We start from the raw sequence: 19,218 nt of genomic DNA on the forward strand, positions 1-19,218 counted from the left end.
AAATACCTACCAAAGGACTGGAAAAACTCGTATTGCTTTCTTTTCTTGAGCCGTGAGGTTGCTCCAGCCTTCAAAATTCTCGTTTAGCCAACGTGCAGGGTCTGCCATTCGTAATCTCAACCTGTACAATGAGTCGGAGTGGTACGATAAGGTCCACCAACCCCAATGAAAAGTTTTGCGATTGCTGCGACGCTGATCCGCAAATCAAGCACAATCGACCATGTCTGCTTTTGGGAAGTTGCTTTGCAGTATGGCTGAAATGTGTTGATGATCGCTTTGGGCCGTTTTCGGCCTCGCTTTTGCACTTTCGCGATAAGCCGACCATCGTCGTCTTGACGCCCGCAATTCCTTGAAATATGAAACTATTTGTGAGCGGGTGTTGTGTAATGGTTAAGACCCCAGTTTTCCAAACAAGTGTTCTGGGTTTCGTACAGTATCACTGAGCACCTTACTGTTTCTTTTTGTTGACTTTTATCTTGCATCAGGTTGCATGTAGTAGCGCGGAGTAGCGTGGCGTTACCTACAAAAGGCCGACAGAATATGCCAAAGCTTACAGAGACGTTTTCTAACAAATTGCCACATGCGAAAGCAGGGACAGACAAGTACTGGGATGCGGAGATCAAAGGGCTTGTGCTCTTTGTGGGGAAGCGCTCAAAGACCTGGTACTTTCAGAAGGACGTTGGTGGCCAGACCAAGCGTATTCTGATTGGTCGGTTTCCAATCATCTCAGCGCAAGCGGCACGGCAGACGGCGCTTGGGTTTGCCTTGGAGATGGGCAGAGGGGCAGGGAAAGCGGCCCAGATTGGCGCGCCCACCTTGGAGGCCGCAATGGAAGTGTATCTGGCACGTCCAAAGCTGCGCTCTGAGACTAACAAGGTCGGGATGCGCGCCCAGCTTACGCTTCATCTGAAAGACTGGATGCGCCTGCCTCTGGACGAGATCAGCAAGGCGATGGCAGTGCGCCGTCATCAAGACATGACTGGATCGCCGTCAGCCGCCAATCATGTGCTTCGCAGCTTTCGCGCCATCTACAACCATGCCCGCCGGACTTGTGATTTACCAGAATGCCCAACGATGGCGATAGAGTGGTTTGAAGATAAGCCGGACGGGCGGATTATTGAGGACCTGAAGCACTGGCGTAAGACGATTGATGATCTGCCCAACCCAATCCATCGCGTATTCTACGAGCTGCTTTTGTTTACCGGCCTTCGCAAAACCGAAGTGTTCACCTTGAGGTGGGAACAGATACAGGAAGACCGGATTCATCTGCCAATGACGAAGAACGGGCGGAGTTTTGATCTTCCAATTTCGCAATTGCACCATGAGATCTTGGCACCACTTCGCCACCTCAGCCGAGACTGGGTGTTTCCGTCGCCAAAATCAGAGTCAGGCCACATTACAAGGCCAGAAAGGCTCAAGTATAATCCACATATGCATCGCCGGACATTCGCGACGGTTGCAATGGAAGCAGGCGTTCTGGAAGAAATTGTAGGACGACTGCTCAATCACACGCCACTGTCGATCACTGGGCAGAGATATACTCGTCCGTCGTTGGATGCATTGCGTCCGTCGATGGAGATTGCGTGTGCCGAAATCCTGAACCGCATCGACAACTAAACAAATAGCTCAGTTGCGGACCTTTGCTCTGTTCGCGGCGAAGGCCTGTTACACGCCTAAACTACCTGTCGCGCGTTCCCGGCAGCAAAATGACACTTGGGTTGCTGGACTGGTGAAAGGTGTTGTTGCGTTAACGCATCTCAACGGCTTGAGCTGCGATGCACTCGATGTCTGAGGAACGGATGCCGATATCGGCAAGATCTCGCTTCGACATGGCGGAGAGCTGGTTGAATGTCCGATCATAGACTGCTTTCTTGGCGTAGAATTCCGCCTTGTCGGCTTTGGCTTGCTGAATGCGGGCCATCAAGCCCTGGAGTGGGTGTGAGGGAATGTTTGCGAATGTCATGTATTAGGTCTTTCGTTTCCAATGGTGGAAACTGATCCACCGCTTTTTGTCTGGTTAAGACATACGATGTCTCTGCATCTGCACAACGCTCTGTGCTGCAAGGTCGATATGCAATTTAGTCATGACGTATTATGGCTGCGTTTCAGTCGTGAAGTTAAATTTTCACGAACCGTCCCTTTGGGTTTATTCTGTTGAAAAACTCTAATTTTGGCTGAAATTCGAAAATAAATCTCCTCACAGCGCAACTATGATACTTCGGCGAGGGGTTCGGCAAAAAAGAGGTCTCAGAGCGCTGTTGCGTCTCTTTGGAGCCATTTGGGGCGGTCTTCTCTTAGTATTCACAAAGGCGTGCTTTTGGCGGAAATTTTCAAAATCCTATTTTTCGAGTTTTTCAACAGAATAGGTTCAAAGCAGATCTTCGCTAAGTGAGACATCCAGATGCCCGCTGTGCGGACCTAAGTGGACCCTTGTGCCCAATGCAGCGAAGGTCGACTTTGAGACTGGAATGACTGATGCTGCTACACTTACGTTTGCCATTATGGGCGGGAACTGGACATTTGCTGCAGTCGTAAGCAAGGGCTTCTTCGCTGCGTTAACGCCACCATCCCTGTATCTCGCGACTGACTTGAAGGTCCGCTTTAAAGGTCGTTCATGTCAAGAAAGCCAAGTATTTGAGGGTTGCATGCGCTGACAGGTCAGACCGTCACTTGTTTTAATGGTTCCAAAATAACTCCTCGATACAGGAAGCCACATCCGTTGGGCGAAGCGGTAATGCGGGAGCATAATCTTACATATTATTAGTTAACAACGACTTAAGGTGAATCTTATAGCTAAGTCAGAAAGTAAACTTTGGTATGGACATATCAAACATCAGATGTTTAGTATATTTCTATGAATGAATTACTTTATTATGACCTGAAAGATGCGAGCGGCGTGGCACCTGGCCTTGCGACCCAAGTTTCTCGGGAACTGGGTCGCCGCATTGTCGGTGGTCATTACAAAGAAGATGCGTTGATCGAGGACGAGAACAAGCTTTGTGATCGCTTCGGCGTCAGCAAATCTGTTGTCCGTGAAGCTGTAAAGTTATTGGTCGGCAAGGGGCTGCTGGAAGTGCGCCGCGGGAGCGGGACGCGCGTCCGGCGTCGGCCAAGCTGGGCTATGCTGGATGATGATGTTTTAGCTTGGCATTTGTCGGTTGACCCAAAGCCAGACTTCTTGCGCCAGCTGATGGATATCCGGCGCATGATGGAGCCTAAAGCCGCCGCTTGGGCGGCGGAGTTCGGGTCGGATGAGGCGCTTCGCGAAATTGAGGTAGCCCAAGTACGGATGGAAGAAGAGCAGGGGTCGGTGCAGGACTTTGTTGTTGCGGACGCACTTTTTCACCGCGCAATTCTGCGGGCGGCAAATAATGAATTGCTTCGCTCAATGGAGGGTGTGATTTTCTCTGCGTTGTTGAGTTCTATCAAGCTGACGAATGCAGACCCGCGCGAGAACGAAAGTTCAATTCCCTTCCACAGAGGAGTGAGAGACGCCATCTGTATAAGGGACTCTAAAGCGGCGGAGCAAAAAATGCATGAACATCTGGTCGATACAAGTGATCGCTTGTCAGCTGCCATTAAAGGGTTTGACCGCCCGGAACGAAATTGACGCGAAGACAACATAAAGGATTTTGACACCAGTTTAGGTGCCAATGAGGGTCCGCGAATTCGATGGGTGGTCGGATGAGTGGCGGTGTCACGAGGAATGCACAAACAATCTCGCGACACCAAAACATGCCAAAGGGGCATTAACCACTTGAAGTAACAGCGCCTTGTGGCGCTAAGACATCAAATAGGAGGATACGATGTTTTCTAAACTTACAAAAGGTCTTTTGGCGACGAGTGTCGCGACGTCTGCGCTGTTGGGCGCGGGCGTTGCGTCTGCCGAAGATATGGTCGCACTGCTTTTGCCTGAGAATGTGAACCCACGTTGGGAACAGCAAGACGCTGCAGCATTTGTGGCGACGATGGCCAGGATTGCGCCAGAGATTAAAGTTGAAGTATTCAATGCAAATAACGACACGTCTGTGCAACAACGTCAGGCTGAGCAGGCCCTGACACAGGGCGCCAAGGTGCTTATTGTAATTCCAATTGATGGTGAAAGCTCTGCTATAATCGCGGATACGGCTGCTGAAGAAGGCGTGCCGACGATCGCTTATGATCGCATGATCAACTCTTTGAACACAACATTCTGGGTTCAGGCCGATCTTGAGGGTATGGGTTATGACCAAGCGATGCACATCATCAACAACACACGCGATGGCGACACTTTTGTGATGCTCAAGGGATCTCCGACAGACCCGAACGCAGCCGTGATCCACAATGGCCAGCTGCGTGCGTTGACGCCGTTGTATGAAAGTGGTGCCCGAGTGATGGGATACGAGAATTGGACTGAAGGTTGGGATCCAACGATTGCACGTCGCTCCATGGATCAGGCGCTTACATTGCTGGATAACGGCGTTCAGGGTGTTGTGTCGTCCAATGATGGTAATGCCGGTGCGGCAATTGCCGCGATGGAAGAGCAGGGCATGGCTGGCACCGTTCCGGTTTCAGGTCTGGACTGCACAATTCAGGCGCAACAGCTGATGTTGCTGGGCCTTCAGACCCAGTGTGGCTGGCGGCCGCTTGAAGATATGGCAGCGGCTGCAGCGCAGGTATCTGTTCGTCTTGTGAACGGCGAAGACTTCTCCGATCTCGCACCTCAGACGGTCGAGAACGGTGTTGGTGCAACAGTGGCCTATGTCCCAGTCGGCTCATATTCCGCCGTTGGTGTCGACGGTGTCGCCTATGTCATCGCTAATGACGCGTCCATTACCAAAGAGATGGTCTGTCAGGGAGAAGCCGCAGAAACCACTTTCTGCCAGTGATCAGGACTGTCATGTCTTTTGAAAACAAAACGGTGGGGCATACAGCCCCACCACCTCACCTGAGGGTGAGTGGAATTCACAAACGCTTTGGTGGTGTTAACGCGTTGCGAGGTGTCGACTTTGAAGTCGCACGTGGCGAAGTGATGGCGTTGGTCGGCGACAATGGCGCGGGTAAGTCCACGCTGATGAAAGTCCTTGCTGGCGCACATGCCGCCAACGAGGGACAGTTCTTTATTGATGAAGCGCCTGTGAATGTCACAACTCCGAATGATGCCAACGGTCTTGGAATCCAGATTGTCTATCAAGATCTTGCTTTGTGCGAAAATCTAGACGTCGCGGCTAACCTGTCCCTCGGTTCGGAGCCGGTGAAGTCTGGATGGGGTTTTTTACCCCGTCTTTTGCGCCCGCTGGATGATCTTGAGATGGAGGTCAAAGCCAAGAATGCGATCGATCGCCTTCAGGTCAAAACACTGCAATCGGTGCGCGCCAAGGTTGGTGGACTATCGGGTGGTCAGCGCCAGGCGATTGCAATTGCACGGGCTGTTGGCGCTGATTGTTCAGTTGTAATGCTGGATGAACCGACTGCAGCCTTGGGCGTTGCCCAAACGCGGCAGGTACTAGATGTGGTGAAACGGCTGCGCGATACGGGGCACGCCGTCATCTACATCTCTCATAATATGCGCGACATCTTTGAAGTTGCGGATCGAATTTGTGTTCTGCGCCACGGCGGCAACGTCGCGACTTGGAGAACCGAAGATACAACTCCTGATGAAATCGTAGTGGCGATGACACGCGGGCTGGACGCAGGTGCAAACAATGTCGTCTGATCTTAAACTCACATTTATCGATCGATTGCGCATCATGCGCGAAACTCGGTTTGGGGCATTTGTGCCTGTACTTTTAGCACTCGCAGCGATCTGGACCTATTTCGGTATTGCGGTTCCAATTTGGAACTATTGGGGCGATTCTGACGCTGAAAACATTCGGTTTATCTTTCTTAGCTCACGCAACATCTACAATCTGTTCATGCAGTCCGCGGTTATTGCAACGCTAGCGGTGGGCATCACGGTGGTGTTGTTACTGGGCGATATTGACCTGTCAGCCGCTGCCACCGCCGGTGTATGTGCGGCGCTGTTAGGGGTATTGGTTCTGGCCGGTGTTCCAGCGTGGATGGCGTGTTTAATTGTTATGGGTGTTGGTACTGTTATGGGGGCAGCGCAGGGCGTGCTGGTCGCATACGTGGGTATTCCGTCGTTCGTTGTGACACTTGCTGGTTTGCTGGGCTTTCAGGGTCTGATGCAGAAAATCCTGCCAACTGGAAATCTGAACGTTGGTGATCCTTTTATTCGCGGTTTTGCGCGTGTGTTGTTGCCCGACACCGCTGGCTGGGCCTTGGCCACTGCCTGTGTGCTGGCCTTCGCTGTTCTCAACCTGCGCAAACAAGGGCAGCGTCGCCAGAAGGGGCTTGAACTTGAAAGTAGTGTCGCGGTTTGGGGGCAGGTGGCGTTCTTTGGCGTATTGATGTTTGCAACTGTGGCGACGTTGAACAGCTATCGCTCGGTGCCATTGTTGGTGGTTCTGTTGATGGCGATTACGGCCCTTGTGGGCTGGGTGACGACGTCGACACCTTATGGGCGATCGATCTTTGCGGTGGGTGGGAACCAAGAAAGTGCACGTCGTGTTGGTATGAACGTCAAACGCATTCGGGTTTCTGCCTTTGCGATTGTCGGGTTGATGGCGGCGATTGGCGGCATCTTTGGGGCATCGCGGTTTGGGTCAGTATCGTACACGGCTTTCGCGGGTGGATCGCTTTTGCTGGAATCCATTGGTGCGGCGGTGATTGGCGGAACGTCTTTATTTGGTGGGCGTGGATCAGTCTGGAACGCCATCCTTGGTGCACTGGTAATCGGATCACTCGGCAACGGTTTGGATTTGTCGGGCGCAAGTTCAGCGGACAAGCTGATGTTCTCAGGCGCGATCTTGTTGTTGGCCGTCGCCATAGACGCGGTTTCGCGCTCTGGCAGCACGTAAAGTTAGGGGTAATACATGTGGACAGATAAACAAAACCAAACGCTCATTTTGATCTTGGATGAACTTATTCCTGCGAATGAAAAAGCAGGAGTACCGGCGGCGGGTGCTTTGGGTGTTGCTGATTTTCTCCCTGCGGCAACGCCTTATGCAATTGACCCGGTTCAGTCTATTACGGAGGTCTTGAAAGCTGTCGATGACAAGATCCCAGACTTTGCTAAGCTTGTAAGGACAGATAAGATCGCCTTGCTGAAAGACGTCGAAACGAGGCACGTGGTCGATTTCGCAACGCTCGTTCGACTGACTTACATGGGGTATTATAGTCGATCTGATGTGCGGCCAATGTTCGGGGTTGGCGCCCACCCGGTCCAGCCCAAGGGCTACGATGTAGCACGTGAAAGCAATGAATTGATGGACAGCCTTACTGCGCCAGTGCGCGCACGTGGCCAAGTCTTTCGCGACGTATAACGTCGCAATAAGAGGACGAACACTATGAAGAATGAACCGGTTGACGTGCTGATCGTCGGGGCGGGCGCATCAGGTGCGGCCATCGCCTGGTCCCTGCTTGAGACGCGGATGCGCATCTTATGTTTAGAACAGGGGCCTCATCTTGCGGATAAAGATTTCCCTAGCCGTGATGATGACTATGAATTGTCGCGCTTTGGAAAATTTTCGTGTGACCCGAATGTGCGCGGGCTTAAGCAGGACTATCCTATAAACGCCGATGACAGCTGCATTATGCCGGTGAATTTCAACGCGGTTGGTGGGTCAACGATCAACTTCTTGGGTCATTGGCCGCGGATGAAGCCATCTGACTTCAAAACGAAAACTCTGGATGGCGTCGCTGACGATTGGCCCGTTGATTACGCTACGCTTTCGCCGTTCTATGACATGAACGACCAAACTACGGGTGTTTCCGGGTTGGCTGGCAATCCAGCATATCCAAAATACTCCCCCCCGCTGCCACCCATTCCGATTGGAAAACTTGGGCAAACGTTGGCAAAGGGCTTCAATGAAATGGGCTGGCACTGGTGGCCCTCGGATGTATCAATCCTGAGCGAGGATTACGACGGGCGACAGAAATGCGTGAATGCCGGAACCTGCGATTTGGGCTGTGCGGCTGGAGCCAAGGGTGGCACCAATTTCACTTATTGGCCAATGCTGGAAAATGCTGGTGTTGAACTGCGCACTGAATGTCGCGTGCGTGAAATTACGGTCGATCAGGATACTGGAATGGCAACGGGTGTTATCTATCACGGGTCAGACGGACAAGTGCATGAACAAAAGGCTGAACTTGTTATTGTTGCGTGCAACGGCGTCGGCACGCCGCGTCTGTTGCTGAATTCCAAGTCAAAAATATTTCCAGATGGGTTGGCAAACCGATCCGGCATGGTTGGTAAAAACCTGATGTTTCATCCGCTTACTGGGGTAACTGGTGTTTTTGATGAACCCATGAAAGGCCACGAAGGTCCGATGGCTTGTTCGATCCTCAGCCAAGAATTTTATGAGACTGATGCGACCCGTGGTTTCGTGCGTGGCTACGGTCTCCATTCGGGGCGATCTACAACTCCAATGACTTATGCGTTGGGTGGTTTCGGCATAGATAACCCTATCCCCTGGGGCGATGAACATCGCGACGTTATGGACAACGTCTACCCCTATATTGCTGGCCTCACGGTAGTCGCTGAAGATCTACCCGAAGAACATAACTGCGTCACACTTGATCCTAATCTGACTGATAGCGATGGCATTTCAGCGCCCAAAATCACGTATCGCTTGGGTGAAAATTCGCGCAAGATCTTAAAGCATGGAGAAGAGCGCGCCAAAGAGATTTTGCTGGCTGCAGGTGCCAACAAAGTGCTGAGCAAGGGCGATGATGCTGTCTGGTGGCGAGCCGGATGGCATCAGATGGGAACGTGCCGCATGGGCGATGATCCGAGCCGTTCCGTGGTGAACGGCTGGGGCCGAAGCCATGATGTGAAAAACTTATTTATCGTAGACGGCTCAATTTTTGTAACCGCTGGAGCGGTGAACCCGACATCCACGATCCAAGCACTCGCACTCTATGTCGGGGACAGCATTAAGACAAATATAGAAACCCTATTCGATTGAGGTATGCCATGAATTTCCCAACACAAATGTACATTGATGGCGCCTTAACAAACGGAGAAGCAGTTAAGGACATTATCAACCCTGCGACTGAAACCCACGTGGCGACAGTGGCAACTGCTGGGTTTAAGGATGCTGGACGTGCTCTGCAATCGGCGAAGGTGGCGTTCCCATCCTGGTCGAAAACATCAATCACTGAGCGTCAGACATGGATGCGTCAGTTACGTGATGAAGTCGTAGCGAATGAAGTCCTGCTGCGGACCTGTATCCATCACGAGATGGGAAAGCCTTGGGACCAAACGTTTGAGGATTATGATCGCCTAAAAGTATCACTCGAGTTTTATGCTGAAGAAATCGTCCGGTTCCACGACGTAGGGTTGGTGGATCGCGCAGGCACACACACGCACCGTATGGTCTATGAACCCGCTGGTGTGGCTCTGGCATTTCTGGCATGGAATTTTCCACTACTTAACTTAGCGTTCAAGATTGGTCCTGCGATGGCCGCAGGATGCCCAATCATTATCCGTCCGTCAGAGGCGACACCGATTTCTGCCTATGCGGTGGGAATGTTGTGTGAAAAGATTGGCCTGCCCAAGGGGGTAGTCCAGATATTATGCACCAGCAGCTACGCCGTCGCAGACGCGCTGACGGCATCAACTATACCCGCAGTTGTCACGCTCATCGGGTCAACCAACACCGGCAAACATCTTATGCGAACTGGTGCTACTTCGATCAAACGCTATTCGATGGAGTTGGGTGGTAATGCCCCAGTTTTGGTGTTCAAGGACGCAGACCTTGATTTGGCTGCGGACATCGTGACTGGCGTTAAGTTCAGCAACGCTGGGCAAATTTGCGTGTCGCCCAATCGGGTTTTTGTCGCGGTCGACGTACTTGACGCATTCACGGAGAAGGTTGTTGAGCGAGCTGAAGCAGCGAAGGTAGGTTTCGACAAAAACAGCGATATTCAAACTGGCCCAGTGATAGATGGACGGGCGTGGACGCGCCTTAAGGGGCTGATCGATGACGCAGTTGAAGATGGTGCGAAACTGCTTGCAGGCGGGGGGCGGCCCGAGGGTATGGACAGCGGCCATTTCCTCGCACCAACTGTTTTGGCGGACGTCACTGAAACAATGGATGTCTATCAACAAGAAACCTTTGGACCCATCGTCAGTATCGTACCGTTTTCTTGTGAAAAACGTCTTTTGGAAATGGCCAATGACTGCGAAGTGGGTGGGTTGACGGCGTATATATTTACCCGAGACCTTGCGCGCGCTGAGCATTACGCAGCTGGGTTGCGATATGGCGAAATTCAAATCAACGGCGTGAAATACGACATCGATCTGCCGCATGGCGGAATCGGGCAGTCGGGAATTGGGCACGATTGCTCATCTCTTGCACTGCACGACTACCTTGTTCAAAAACGCATCACTCGCGCGCTTGATCATTCGCAATTTGGAAGGGTAAGCACATGAAAATTACAAAAGTTATCAGTCACGTTCTTGGCTATGATCTGCCAGAAGAACTTGGGTATTCCCAACAGTATTATTCCAAACGCACTGCGCATTTGGTTGAAGTTCAAACTGATGAAGGGATCACAGGCTGGGGTGAATGTTTTGGCCCGGGGAACGTGGCACTCGCCAATAAGGGGATAGTCGAAAAGGTAATTCAGCCAATGATCCTTGGTGATGATCCAATGGATCGCGACGTTATTTGGCACAAGGTTTATAACCTTTTGCGGGACCACGGCCAAAAGGGGATGCCGATGCAATCCTTATCCGGAGTGGATATCGCGCTGTGGGATATTGCTGGTAAGGTCGCAGACCTGCCATTGCACAAGCTGATCGGTGGTGCACACCGCACGCAGGTTCAGGCCTATGGTTATGGAATGATGCTTAAACGCGAAAGCGTTGATGATCATGTTGCGCGGTTCAAAGACGAGGCCGCTGCGATCCTCGATATGGGCTTCACGGCGACCAAAATGAAGGTTGGGCTGGGCCCGAAGGCCGATGTGAAGCTTGCCGCGGCTGTTGCCGAAGGCATTGGTGATCGCGGTAGGTTCATGGTGGATGCGAACCACTGCTACACCACAAGTGATGCGTTCTATGTTGGCCGTGCGCTTGAGGAGCTCGACGCTTATTGGTTCGAAGAACCCGTCGCACCCGAAGACCTTGATGGATACCGCGAACTGCGAGCGGGGCTTCGGGTCAACATCTCGGGTGGTGAGGCAGAGTTTAATCGTTGGGGCTGGCGCAATATCCTTGAGAACCGGGGCTTGGACATCGCCCAGCCTGAGGTTTGCGCTGTTGGTGGGATCAGCGAATACCTGAGGATCGTGACACTGTGCCACGCGCATTTCACTCCAGTAATAAACCATGTCTGGGGGTCCGCTATTGCTGTCGCTACCAACCTGCAATTGTTGGCGGCAATGCCTGCGTTGCCCGGTGGATTGCATCCTTGGGAACCAATGTTGGAATTCGACACAACGGACAACAAGTTCCGCGATGAGTTGTTGGAGTTTCCACTAAATATTCAAAGCCAAGTAAAGTTGAATAATGGCTACGTTTCCATTCCTGATGGCCCTGGTATCGGTGTCGAACCTGACCTGGCGTTTATCAAACACTTTGAGATTCATGACTAAAACGTAATATTTTACGTTAATAATAAGGAACCTGATATGTCGGCGCCGGCTTATGCAATTGTGGATTGGGGTACGTCCAGTTTTCGAAGTTGGGTCTTGGATAATTCAGGAGGCGTTCTGAATTCTGACAAAACCGGCCAAGGGATGTCCACAGTCAATCGAGAGGACTTCCCATCAGTTCTTGAGGCAAGCATGGTTCGGCAAGCAGTCCCGCTGTCTACTCCTATTGTTATCTGTGGCATGGCAGGTGCCGCTCAAGGTTGGGTTGAAGCACCTTACGCTGAAATCCCGACCCAATTGCATGACATTCACCAGTTTGCTGTCAAACCCACTAATACGGCACGTGACGTGTGGATCATCCCCGGTTTGGCGCAAAGGTCGGTTACAGAACCAGATGTAATGCGAGGCGAGGAAACAATCCTTTACGGTGCAATGTTATTGGGTAACGGCGATGGGGTTTTTTGCATGCCGGGAACCCATTCAAAATGGGCGTTTGTAATAGATGGACGGGTTGAGAGCTTTCAAACATCGATGACTGGCGAGGTGTTCGCCCTGCTGGTCAGGCATTCCACTTTGACACCATTTGTATCCTTGGACGTTGGATGTCTCGCCCATGAAAAAGCGTTTGGCGATGCTGTCCGTGAGGCTCTCGATAAGCCGCACCAAATCCTGAGTTCCCTGTTTTCCGTGCGGTCTGAACCGCTGTTGTTTGGGGCGCTGCAAGCTGGTGAGCGAACTGCGCGTTTGTCTGGCTTGCTGATTGGCCTTGAAATCGCAGGATTGCGTGGGCGAAGCTTCAATCATGTGATGCTCATTTCATCAGGTGAAATCTCGGATGTCTATTGTGCTGCTTTGAAGGTCGCAGGGATGACTTTTGAGGTTCTGGATTCTGAAGCTCTCGTCCAGGCAGGGCTTACCCAATACGCCAAACAGATCGTGTCGCTGTAACTTAAGAAGAGATACGCTGAGTAGCCTGAGCAGATCGTGGAAGATTTTTGACCATAAGGTTCCACCATCCGCTAGGGATTTGGCCAACTGGCACGATTTATGCGATCTCCTTGAACCGTTCTGAAATCTTACGCTTTTTAAGCGGCTCTTTGAAACGGGACAGCGCTTAATTTGACCGGCGCTTGATGCGTTGCGCCTGGCCATGCAGGATGGCTGCGACGAGTTTGACAAAAGGTTGTGCCGATGATCCTAATTCGACCAGACGGAGCGCATGAGGAACCGGAAGATGATGTGGCGCTGGTCCTGATCAAAACAGGTAGCGCTGAGCTAGTTTTGGACCAGCCGTCACCACCATTTGCGATCATCAAATTGATTGAAGATCTGGCAGGCGACATTGACCGTCTCGGTCCATCTCGGACGGCACCCGATAAATTGAATAAAGTTCAAGAAGGACTGTTTAAAGGTCAGATTAAGCAGAACCTCGTGGCTGGCCGAACGGTATCTTGGCGGCCCCGTGCCAAGCTTGAACAGGAGCTGCTTGATCGGCTCTTCCGTACGAATGACGGCACCAAAAATGTTTACGCCCAAGTAGAAGAAATTTGGAAGCACCGCTTGGATGCAATCAATCATACTGAAGTGCACCAGCCCGCTCTTTCGGAGGAAGAGCGAGCGGCACGTGGGCTCGCTGAGGTTCGACAGGGAAGGCTGCCCAAGGCGTACAAGCCAAATGCTTGGAGTCGACGCTCAGAGTTCCCAGATCCGGGAGAACCATGGCAATACAAGAATGTGGGTCCAGAGTGGGTCAGGTTCCAGCTCCGATTTAGAAAGGTTCTTGAAATTGTTGAGGACACAAAGCGATCGGCGTTCAAACAGTCACGTATTTTGGTCTCAGAGTTGCACAATGGAATCGAACGTCTTGTTGAGCCAGAAAGAGCATTTGAAGCACTCAATAAGCGCAGCAGAAAGCTGGAATTTGTCTTTTCTGCCGACCTCTCACTGATGTTTAACGATCACCGGGACAAAGGTGCGTTGATCACTAACGCGCGTTTGTGGATGGAGCGAGTTTCTGAGGCCCTGGAAAAGGAGGACAAGCTCGCTCGCACGGATGATATGGTCGCCGTAGCTGTCGAGCGCTCTGGAATGTCGAAAACCGCTGCAGGCAAGGCATATGTAGGCAGCAATGTGCGCAACAGGGGCGCAAAACGGAAATCTGGAGAGACATATATCAGCATCGAAAGGTTGAGAGGACTGATCCCCTAGCCGAAACAGGAAGGGGGTATCTGTTCGCGCAGGTATTATCCGACTCGCCGAAATGCTGAACTTGGTCTGCATGCTATTACATGTGGAGTTCAAAAATGAGCAGCAAAAACAGAGATGATGAACGGCTTCTGAGCCGTGACGAGGTCGAAGAGCGCTTTGGCGTAACAAAGCGGTTTCTCGAGTTATGCGTGATCGATGGGAAGGGCCCCAAGCTGATCAAGATTGGTCGGTGTGCCCGCTATCGTCCGTCCGACGTCAGGGCCTGGATCGTAGCCCAAGAAGTGGGGAAATCGTCATGAGTAACCAAAGCGAGTCCCTAGCGAACAACGGTGTTCGCACTACAATTGACAACCCGCGCTCCAATACCGTGCCTACTGACGTTGTTATGGAATTGGCGATTTGCCCCATTACCCCACTTGGTCAAAAAGGGGGGGAGTACTTCTTCATTTCAGCCAGCGGCGAGTTGCGCCGTATGAAGGCTGAGGCTTTAGAGACAGGGCGAGGCGTTCGGGCTCTGCTGAGTGGCTTCAGCACAGCAATCGATGCGTGGTGCGTCAAAAACTTTCCACAGCAAGATGGCGGATGGTCACCACGTGAGGCCGGTCGATGGATAATAGATCAATGCAATGGGAGAGGTGTTTTTGATCCAGATTCCGCAGATGTTCGGGCTGTCGGTGTCTGGAGAGACGACGAAGGGAAAGCGATCGCACATTGTGGGAACCATCTTGTTCAACCTGAAGGACGGTCCCTTGCTCCTTCGGAGTACAGAGGAAAGTGTATAATGATCGGCGCGGCGCCGATTACCCCACCTGACATCAGCTTGATTGATCCAGAGGAAGTTGAGTCTCTTCTTTTGGAGCTGAAGGCACTCTGGGGATGGAAACGGGATGTCGATGCAGACATCTTCTTCGGATGGGTCGCGGCCGCGAGCCTTGGCGGGTTCCCTGCTTGGCGGTCTCATCTGTACGTCTATGGCAGCCGCGGAAGTGGAAAGTCGAAGCTGATGGAGCTTGTCGCAGGATTATTAGGAGAGTTTGGGGGCAATGTCCTAAACGATGCGACAGAAGCCGGGATTAGACAGTCTCGCAATAATCAAGCCCGTCCAATTCTAATCGATGAATTTGAGCCAGACCAAGGCACGCGCAATGGGTCCAAGCAAGACAAAATGTTTGCCCTGTTTCGCCGAATGTCTGGGGGAGAAGGCGGTCGAGTTTCGCGCGGCGGCGCTGATCATTCCGCAGTCTCATTCCGGACTCTCGGGGCAGCATATGTGACTTCGATAAATCATATTCAGCTTGAGCCACAAGACCGATCACGGTTTGTGATGATAGACTTGGGGCACTTGCCAACCACATCAGATCCCTTTCAAACGATGTCAAGGTTGGCGGCATTTGAGAAATCTGTCCGCGCACTCTCTTCTCGGCTGAGAGGCCGTATTCTCGCCAAGAGTGGGCGTTGGGACAAGACCCACTCAGTCATTGCTGCAGCAGCCCGTGCGGAAGGAGCAGATGCGAGGCAAGCTGACACTGCGGCAACGATCCTTGCTGGACGTGACTTGGCCCTATTCGGGGGCGATGTTGACCAGGGGAGATTGCGTGACTTGCTGCCGATCTTGAAGGAGTTAATGCGCGATGCTGAGGATTCTGGAGTGAGCTCAGAGGGAGATGACGCGTTAGATTTCTTGCTCAGCACCTCATTAAATTTGGATCACGGGTTAAAGCGGACGATTGGCGAACTCTTACTGTCTGCAATTACTCAGGTTGAAATCCAAGGAGTTGAAGATGCAGGCGCGGCCCTTAGTCGAGTTGGTGTGTATGTTTTGTCCAAGAAGGGCCGCGTTGGAGTTCGATTGGGACGAACAACGCCCGTCGCTACGCTCTATGCCGGAACGAAGTGGCAAAATGGAGCACACGTTTCTGCTCTGTTGAAAATAGAGGGTGTTATTCGCCCCGATCATCCAATTCGTGTTTGGAAAAACCAACAGCACCGAGTGATCTTTATCCCGTACGACCTGATACTATACACTTCCAGCGAAGGTGACGACGAATCTTATTGAATGTTGCAATACTTGTCCCGGGTAACGGGCTGATTATTATAGGAAGTTTTGTAATGGGACAGCTGGGACCGTTCTTAGACTTATGCAAACCCCTATGATCTTTTCTCTCCCCTCCACCAATACTCCCCTTCTATTGGTAGTAAGTGTAGAGGTAGAGATTAAGTGAACATTTTCAGGGACGTAGGTGGGACATTCAGCTGTCCCACCTACGTCCCAAAGTCCCAACGCAGTTGGATGTCCAATAGGGTGATCGCCCCTAGCGTTAGGATCACGTGATGCCAATTGTAATCAAGATGGCTGATGCGGTTTCCCATTTGGGTCCTTCCTGGGCTTTTTCTACACAGGGGGAATTCGCATCCCGTTATGTGCGACAGCCATAAAATTTTCAGAGTGATTGTTTGGGTTCTTGTTGTTGTTATTGCGCTACCTGTCCGGAGCATTTCTGCAAGCTAACGAACGTCACAGGCTTAAAGACGTGCCATTGGTCCGGTCAGAACAGGGCGCAAGAACTGGTCAGTCTCAGATCATTTATAATCATCAGGATGGCACGAGGGCTGAGCTGTTTCAGTATTCTGTTTGCCGCGCAGAGCTTGCACATGTCCTGATCGAAGGCCACGGCCATGCATGGCCCGGTACAGAACCCGTCCAATCGAATTGGTGCTGCTATGCCGACATGGAAGACGGTACTAACGCATGACGCCTTCCCAAAAACGGAAGTTGGGCGCCGCTGGCGCTTTTTTAGACGGGCGTGTTTGTGTCAGCTTACGACAGTTGCAAAAAAAATAGTTTATAAATAGGAAATTTAGTTGACCTGAATTTCCAGATACGCGCAAGCTAAATTACTCGCTACTGCGTATTTTTGCGTTCAAAGAATTATCTGAAAGTCAGCAAATGCCAAAGATTCGACGTATAGTAGTCAAGAATTTTCGGTCAATTCTTGAACTTGAAATGGATGCAAAGGACCTGACTGTAATCGTTGGGGACAATGATTGTGGTAAATCAAATGTGCTGCGCGCCCTCAACTTATTCTTTAACGATCAGACGAATCCTGACCAAGAATTTAGTTTTGCAGTTGACTATAATCGGTTTGCGGCACCGCGATCTGGCCGTGCTCCGGAAGTAGAGGTTCAAGTAGACCTCGAACTACCTGAGAATTATCGCGCCACAAATGGTGACTTAATCCGATGGCGCAAACGGTGGCGTGCTGATGGACTTCAGTACGATGACAACTACTGGGGTGTTCGTTTAACTCCCAAAAAACGTGGTGCCGGATTCAAGGAAACAAAAGTCGATATTAGAGGGCGCTCAAAAGTTCCTTCACTATTGTCTCGTATTCAATTTGAATATGTGCCTGCAGTCCGAAGTGCGGCTTTCTTTCGTACCCTGCGTGGACGCATCTTTCGCGTTATTGCTGATACGTCGGAGCAGTCTGTTAGGCAGAGCAGTGGCGATCTCGAAAACGTTATTTCTGAGGCCGTATCAGGCTTGATTGACGATATTGGGTTTGAACTCGATGATATTTCACGCCTCAGCCTACCAAACGACCTAACCCCTCTCTTTGAAAGTCTTGATTTTCTTGCTGGAGAAAAATCCATCTCACTAGAAAATCGCGGCGATGGCATTAAGGCTCGTTATATCCCACTGATCCTCAAGTTCATCGCTGAACGGAGTCGTGAAGCTACAGGAATTTCTGCCACGTTTATTTGGGCATATGAAGAGCCCGAAAACAATCTTGAATTTCGAAGGGCTCAGGAGCTGGCTGATGCCTTTTACAAGCTGGCTGCAGATGACCTATCGCAAGTGTTGCTAACAACTCATTCACCAATTTTTTATAACATGCATGAGACCAGAAATGACAAGGAACTGTGCACCGCTTACCACTTAACAAAAGATTTAACGAGTAACGGCACCGTAGCAAGGTCTGCGGCTGAGGCACAGGTATCACTTGATGAATCCATGGGTGCGATGGCAATAATTGCACCGTATATAAAGGCTGCTCAACTTGCGCTGAGTGAAGCAATGACCCAGGCGTCTGACCTTAGTAAAAAACTTGCAGAGCATAATCCAGACAACCTTCCCGCGCTTTTTGTTGAAGGATCGACCGATTTTGTAGTGTTCAAAAGGCTGTTCGAAGAATTCAGGCCAGAAATGGCTCAGCAAGTATTTTTTGTCTGTCCTCCTTCAAGGGCGGGGGCAAACTATGTCGCCAATATGCTGCGAGCTTGGGAGTACCAGACCAAGCATGAATTCGTCGATAACCGAAGAAAGGCTGTCGGGATTATAGACGATGATCCTGAAGGGAGAGGAGCATTGAAACGATTTCAAGATGAAGTAAAAAGCCCTAAACACGTTTCCTTACTAAAGCTTGATACCCCATCCCACTTAATCGCAGCGCGAAAACTCGGACTCGACATTCCTGTCTCCCTTGAAGAGTTGTGGCCAAAATCAGTTTGGGAACATGCACAGCTTGAGGGGTGGCTCGCAGATCGACCATCAGCGGGTATAATTGGCCAACAGCTTGTTGATCGATTGATTGCACAAGACGATCGCATTTCCGACATTATGGATGACGAATGGGTCATCTATTTTAAAAAGTTCGTGGAAGGAAACGATGGTAGCACTGCAAAGTCCGACTGGGCGAAATATATTACGGAAATCTCGATTGACAATCTGGAACCCGTGGCGAGCGAGGCGCTGAAAATGGTTGATCGAGTGATCGAAAAATTAGGGCTTCATCCTTAGGCCTTGCATTTTGACCAGAGAACTTGGTGCGCATAGTTGCAACCTTTGACGAGGGTCTTGGGGGTCTTTGAAGCTGCAGTTGTCCGCTTCAAGTAAGTTTGGGTGCTGCGCTAAAGTTCCTGGTAAACCTCGACTTGTCTGACAAAACGGACCTCCGGTTAGGCCGTTTGGTTCATCGAAATCTTGCGCAATCAATTTCGCAAAGCTGAATTAGACACCTCTGATTAAGGATATGACGGCTTTCTTAAGGTCTGGTCTTGGGAAAAACTGACTACTATCCTCAATAGGGGTGGTGGTCTTTTCTGACCCAAAGAGGTTTGAGGGCAGCATTCTGACTAATCTAAATGATTGAGATGTGAATAATCAACCTGTCTGTTGCGTAGCCGTGTCGCTGAGCAGACCTTCACTGCGAGTGCGGAAACTCAGCCTCGGCAGTCGAGAACAGGCCCTATCGCGTACCTTGAAACTGCGCTAGATGAGCACGCCACGCTATACTCCGCCGTAATCACTTCAGACCTTTCCCAACTTCTTAGGGAAGGGCAGGGTACTTTCGCTGCTTGGCACACTGG

Annotated in this window: 15 protein-coding genes; 14 read left to right on the forward strand and 1 reads right to left on the reverse strand. The window is 51.1% G+C overall.

Going from position 1 to position 19,218, the window contains the following annotated elements:
- Positions 1-540 precede the first annotated feature (540 nt).
- A complete protein-coding gene (locus OAN307_RS09735) occupies positions 541-1,617 on the forward strand; it encodes a tyrosine-type recombinase/integrase (RefSeq protein ID WP_015499597.1) in 1,077 nt (358 codons plus the stop codon).
- Between the two features lie 130 nt (positions 1,618-1,747).
- On the opposite strand, the gene OAN307_RS09740 is transcribed toward OAN307_RS09735, so the two are convergent.
- Entirely contained in the window at positions 1,748-1,921 is a 174-nt protein-coding gene (locus OAN307_RS09740) for a DUF1127 domain-containing protein (protein ID WP_245541018.1), read from the reverse strand.
- A 933-nt stretch (positions 1,922-2,854) separates the two neighbouring features.
- On the opposite strand from OAN307_RS09740, the gene OAN307_RS09750 reads away from it, so the two are divergent.
- The 13 genes from OAN307_RS09750 (at position 2,855) to OAN307_RS09815 (ending at position 18,649) form a co-directional block, all read left to right on the forward strand.
- The gene (locus OAN307_RS09750; RefSeq protein WP_015499600.1) at positions 2,855-3,610 is read left to right on the forward strand and encodes a FadR/GntR family transcriptional regulator; all 756 of its coding nucleotides are present in this window, start codon (positions 2,855-2,857) and stop codon (positions 3,608-3,610) included.
- 196 nt (positions 3,611-3,806) lie between these two features.
- On the forward strand, positions 3,807-4,868 hold the full coding sequence (locus OAN307_RS09755) for an ABC transporter substrate-binding protein (protein WP_015499601.1): 1,062 nt from the start codon (positions 3,807-3,809) through the stop codon (positions 4,866-4,868).
- Positions 4,869-4,933: 65 nt separating this feature from the next.
- Positions 4,934-5,695, forward strand: a complete 762-nt coding sequence (locus OAN307_RS09760) for an ATP-binding cassette domain-containing protein (RefSeq protein ID WP_245541019.1) — start codon at positions 4,934-4,936, stop codon at positions 5,693-5,695.
- The gene (locus OAN307_RS09765; protein ID WP_015499603.1) at positions 5,685-6,899 is read left to right on the forward strand and encodes a sugar ABC transporter permease; all 1,215 of its coding nucleotides are present in this window, start codon (positions 5,685-5,687) and stop codon (positions 6,897-6,899) included. Before OAN307_RS09760 ends, OAN307_RS09765 begins: the two co-directional genes overlap by 11 nt.
- A gap of 54 nt (positions 6,900-6,953) precedes the next feature.
- Positions 6,954-7,364 carry a gluconate 2-dehydrogenase subunit 3 family protein gene (locus OAN307_RS09770; RefSeq protein WP_144055554.1) on the forward strand — a complete coding sequence of 137 codons (411 nt, stop codon included), beginning with the start codon at positions 6,954-6,956 and terminating at the stop codon, positions 7,362-7,364.
- 24 nt (positions 7,365-7,388) lie between these two features.
- Positions 7,389-9,008, forward strand: a complete 1,620-nt coding sequence (locus tag OAN307_RS09775; RefSeq protein ID WP_015499605.1) for a GMC family oxidoreductase — start codon at positions 7,389-7,391, stop codon at positions 9,006-9,008.
- A gap of 26 nt (positions 9,009-9,034) precedes the next feature.
- Complete coding sequence (locus OAN307_RS09780; RefSeq protein ID WP_245541020.1) at positions 9,035-10,477, forward strand: NAD-dependent succinate-semialdehyde dehydrogenase; 1,443 nt, start codon at positions 9,035-9,037, stop codon at positions 10,475-10,477.
- Positions 10,474-11,643: a mandelate racemase/muconate lactonizing enzyme family protein gene (locus OAN307_RS09785; protein WP_015499607.1), complete on the forward strand. Its 1,170-nt coding sequence runs from the start codon at positions 10,474-10,476 to the stop codon at positions 11,641-11,643. The genes OAN307_RS09780 and OAN307_RS09785 overlap by 4 nt, the downstream gene beginning before the upstream one ends.
- A 36-nt stretch (positions 11,644-11,679) precedes the next feature.
- Positions 11,680-12,591, forward strand: coding sequence for a 2-dehydro-3-deoxygalactonokinase (locus OAN307_RS09790; RefSeq protein WP_015499608.1), 912 nt, complete (start codon positions 11,680-11,682; stop codon positions 12,589-12,591).
- A 243-nt stretch (positions 12,592-12,834) separates the two neighbouring features.
- Complete coding sequence (locus OAN307_RS26165) at positions 12,835-13,851, forward strand: hypothetical protein (RefSeq protein ID WP_015499609.1); 1,017 nt, start codon at positions 12,835-12,837, stop codon at positions 13,849-13,851.
- Positions 13,852-13,946: 95 nt separating this feature from the next.
- On the forward strand, positions 13,947-14,150 hold the full coding sequence (locus tag OAN307_RS09800; protein WP_044043490.1) for a helix-turn-helix transcriptional regulator: 204 nt from the start codon (positions 13,947-13,949) through the stop codon (positions 14,148-14,150).
- Between the two features lie 86 nt (positions 14,151-14,236).
- A complete protein-coding gene (locus OAN307_RS09805; RefSeq protein WP_245541021.1) occupies positions 14,237-15,907 on the forward strand; it encodes a hypothetical protein in 1,671 nt (556 codons plus the stop codon).
- 891 nt (positions 15,908-16,798) lie between these two features.
- Positions 16,799-18,649, forward strand: coding sequence for an ATP-dependent nuclease (locus OAN307_RS09815; RefSeq protein WP_015499612.1), 1,851 nt, complete (start codon positions 16,799-16,801; stop codon positions 18,647-18,649).
- Positions 18,650-19,218 lie beyond the last annotated feature (569 nt).

Origin of the sequence: Octadecabacter antarcticus 307, assembly GCF_000155675.2 — a bacterium.
GTDB lineage: Bacteria > Pseudomonadota > Alphaproteobacteria > Rhodobacterales > Rhodobacteraceae > Octadecabacter > Octadecabacter antarcticus.

Bases quoted from the DNA above. Each gene is read 5' to 3' on its own strand.
- OAN307_RS09735 (WP_015499597.1), top strand. From the start codon at position 541: ATGCCAAAGCTTACAGAGACGTTTTCTAACAAATTGCCACATGCGAAA.
- OAN307_RS09740 (WP_245541018.1), bottom strand. From the start codon at position 1,921: ATGGCCCGCATTCAGCAAGCCAAAGCCGACAAGGCGGAATTCTACGCC.
- OAN307_RS09750 (WP_015499600.1), top strand. From the start codon at position 2,855: ATGAATGAATTACTTTATTATGACCTGAAAGATGCGAGCGGCGTGGCA.
- OAN307_RS09755 (WP_015499601.1), top strand. From the start codon at position 3,807: ATGTTTTCTAAACTTACAAAAGGTCTTTTGGCGACGAGTGTCGCGACG.
- OAN307_RS09765 (WP_015499603.1), top strand. From the start codon at position 5,685: ATGTCGTCTGATCTTAAACTCACATTTATCGATCGATTGCGCATCATG.
- OAN307_RS09775 (WP_015499605.1), top strand. From the start codon at position 7,389: ATGAAGAATGAACCGGTTGACGTGCTGATCGTCGGGGCGGGCGCATCA.
- OAN307_RS09780 (WP_245541020.1), top strand. From the start codon at position 9,035: ATGTACATTGATGGCGCCTTAACAAACGGAGAAGCAGTTAAGGACATT.
- OAN307_RS09785 (WP_015499607.1), top strand. From the start codon at position 10,474: ATGAAAATTACAAAAGTTATCAGTCACGTTCTTGGCTATGATCTGCCA.
- OAN307_RS09790 (WP_015499608.1), top strand. From the start codon at position 11,680: ATGTCGGCGCCGGCTTATGCAATTGTGGATTGGGGTACGTCCAGTTTT.
- OAN307_RS26165 (WP_015499609.1), top strand. From the start codon at position 12,835: ATGATCCTAATTCGACCAGACGGAGCGCATGAGGAACCGGAAGATGAT.
- OAN307_RS09800 (WP_044043490.1), top strand. From the start codon at position 13,947: ATGAGCAGCAAAAACAGAGATGATGAACGGCTTCTGAGCCGTGACGAG.
- OAN307_RS09805 (WP_245541021.1), top strand. From the start codon at position 14,237: ATGGAATTGGCGATTTGCCCCATTACCCCACTTGGTCAAAAAGGGGGG.
- OAN307_RS09815 (WP_015499612.1), top strand. From the start codon at position 16,799: ATGCCAAAGATTCGACGTATAGTAGTCAAGAATTTTCGGTCAATTCTT.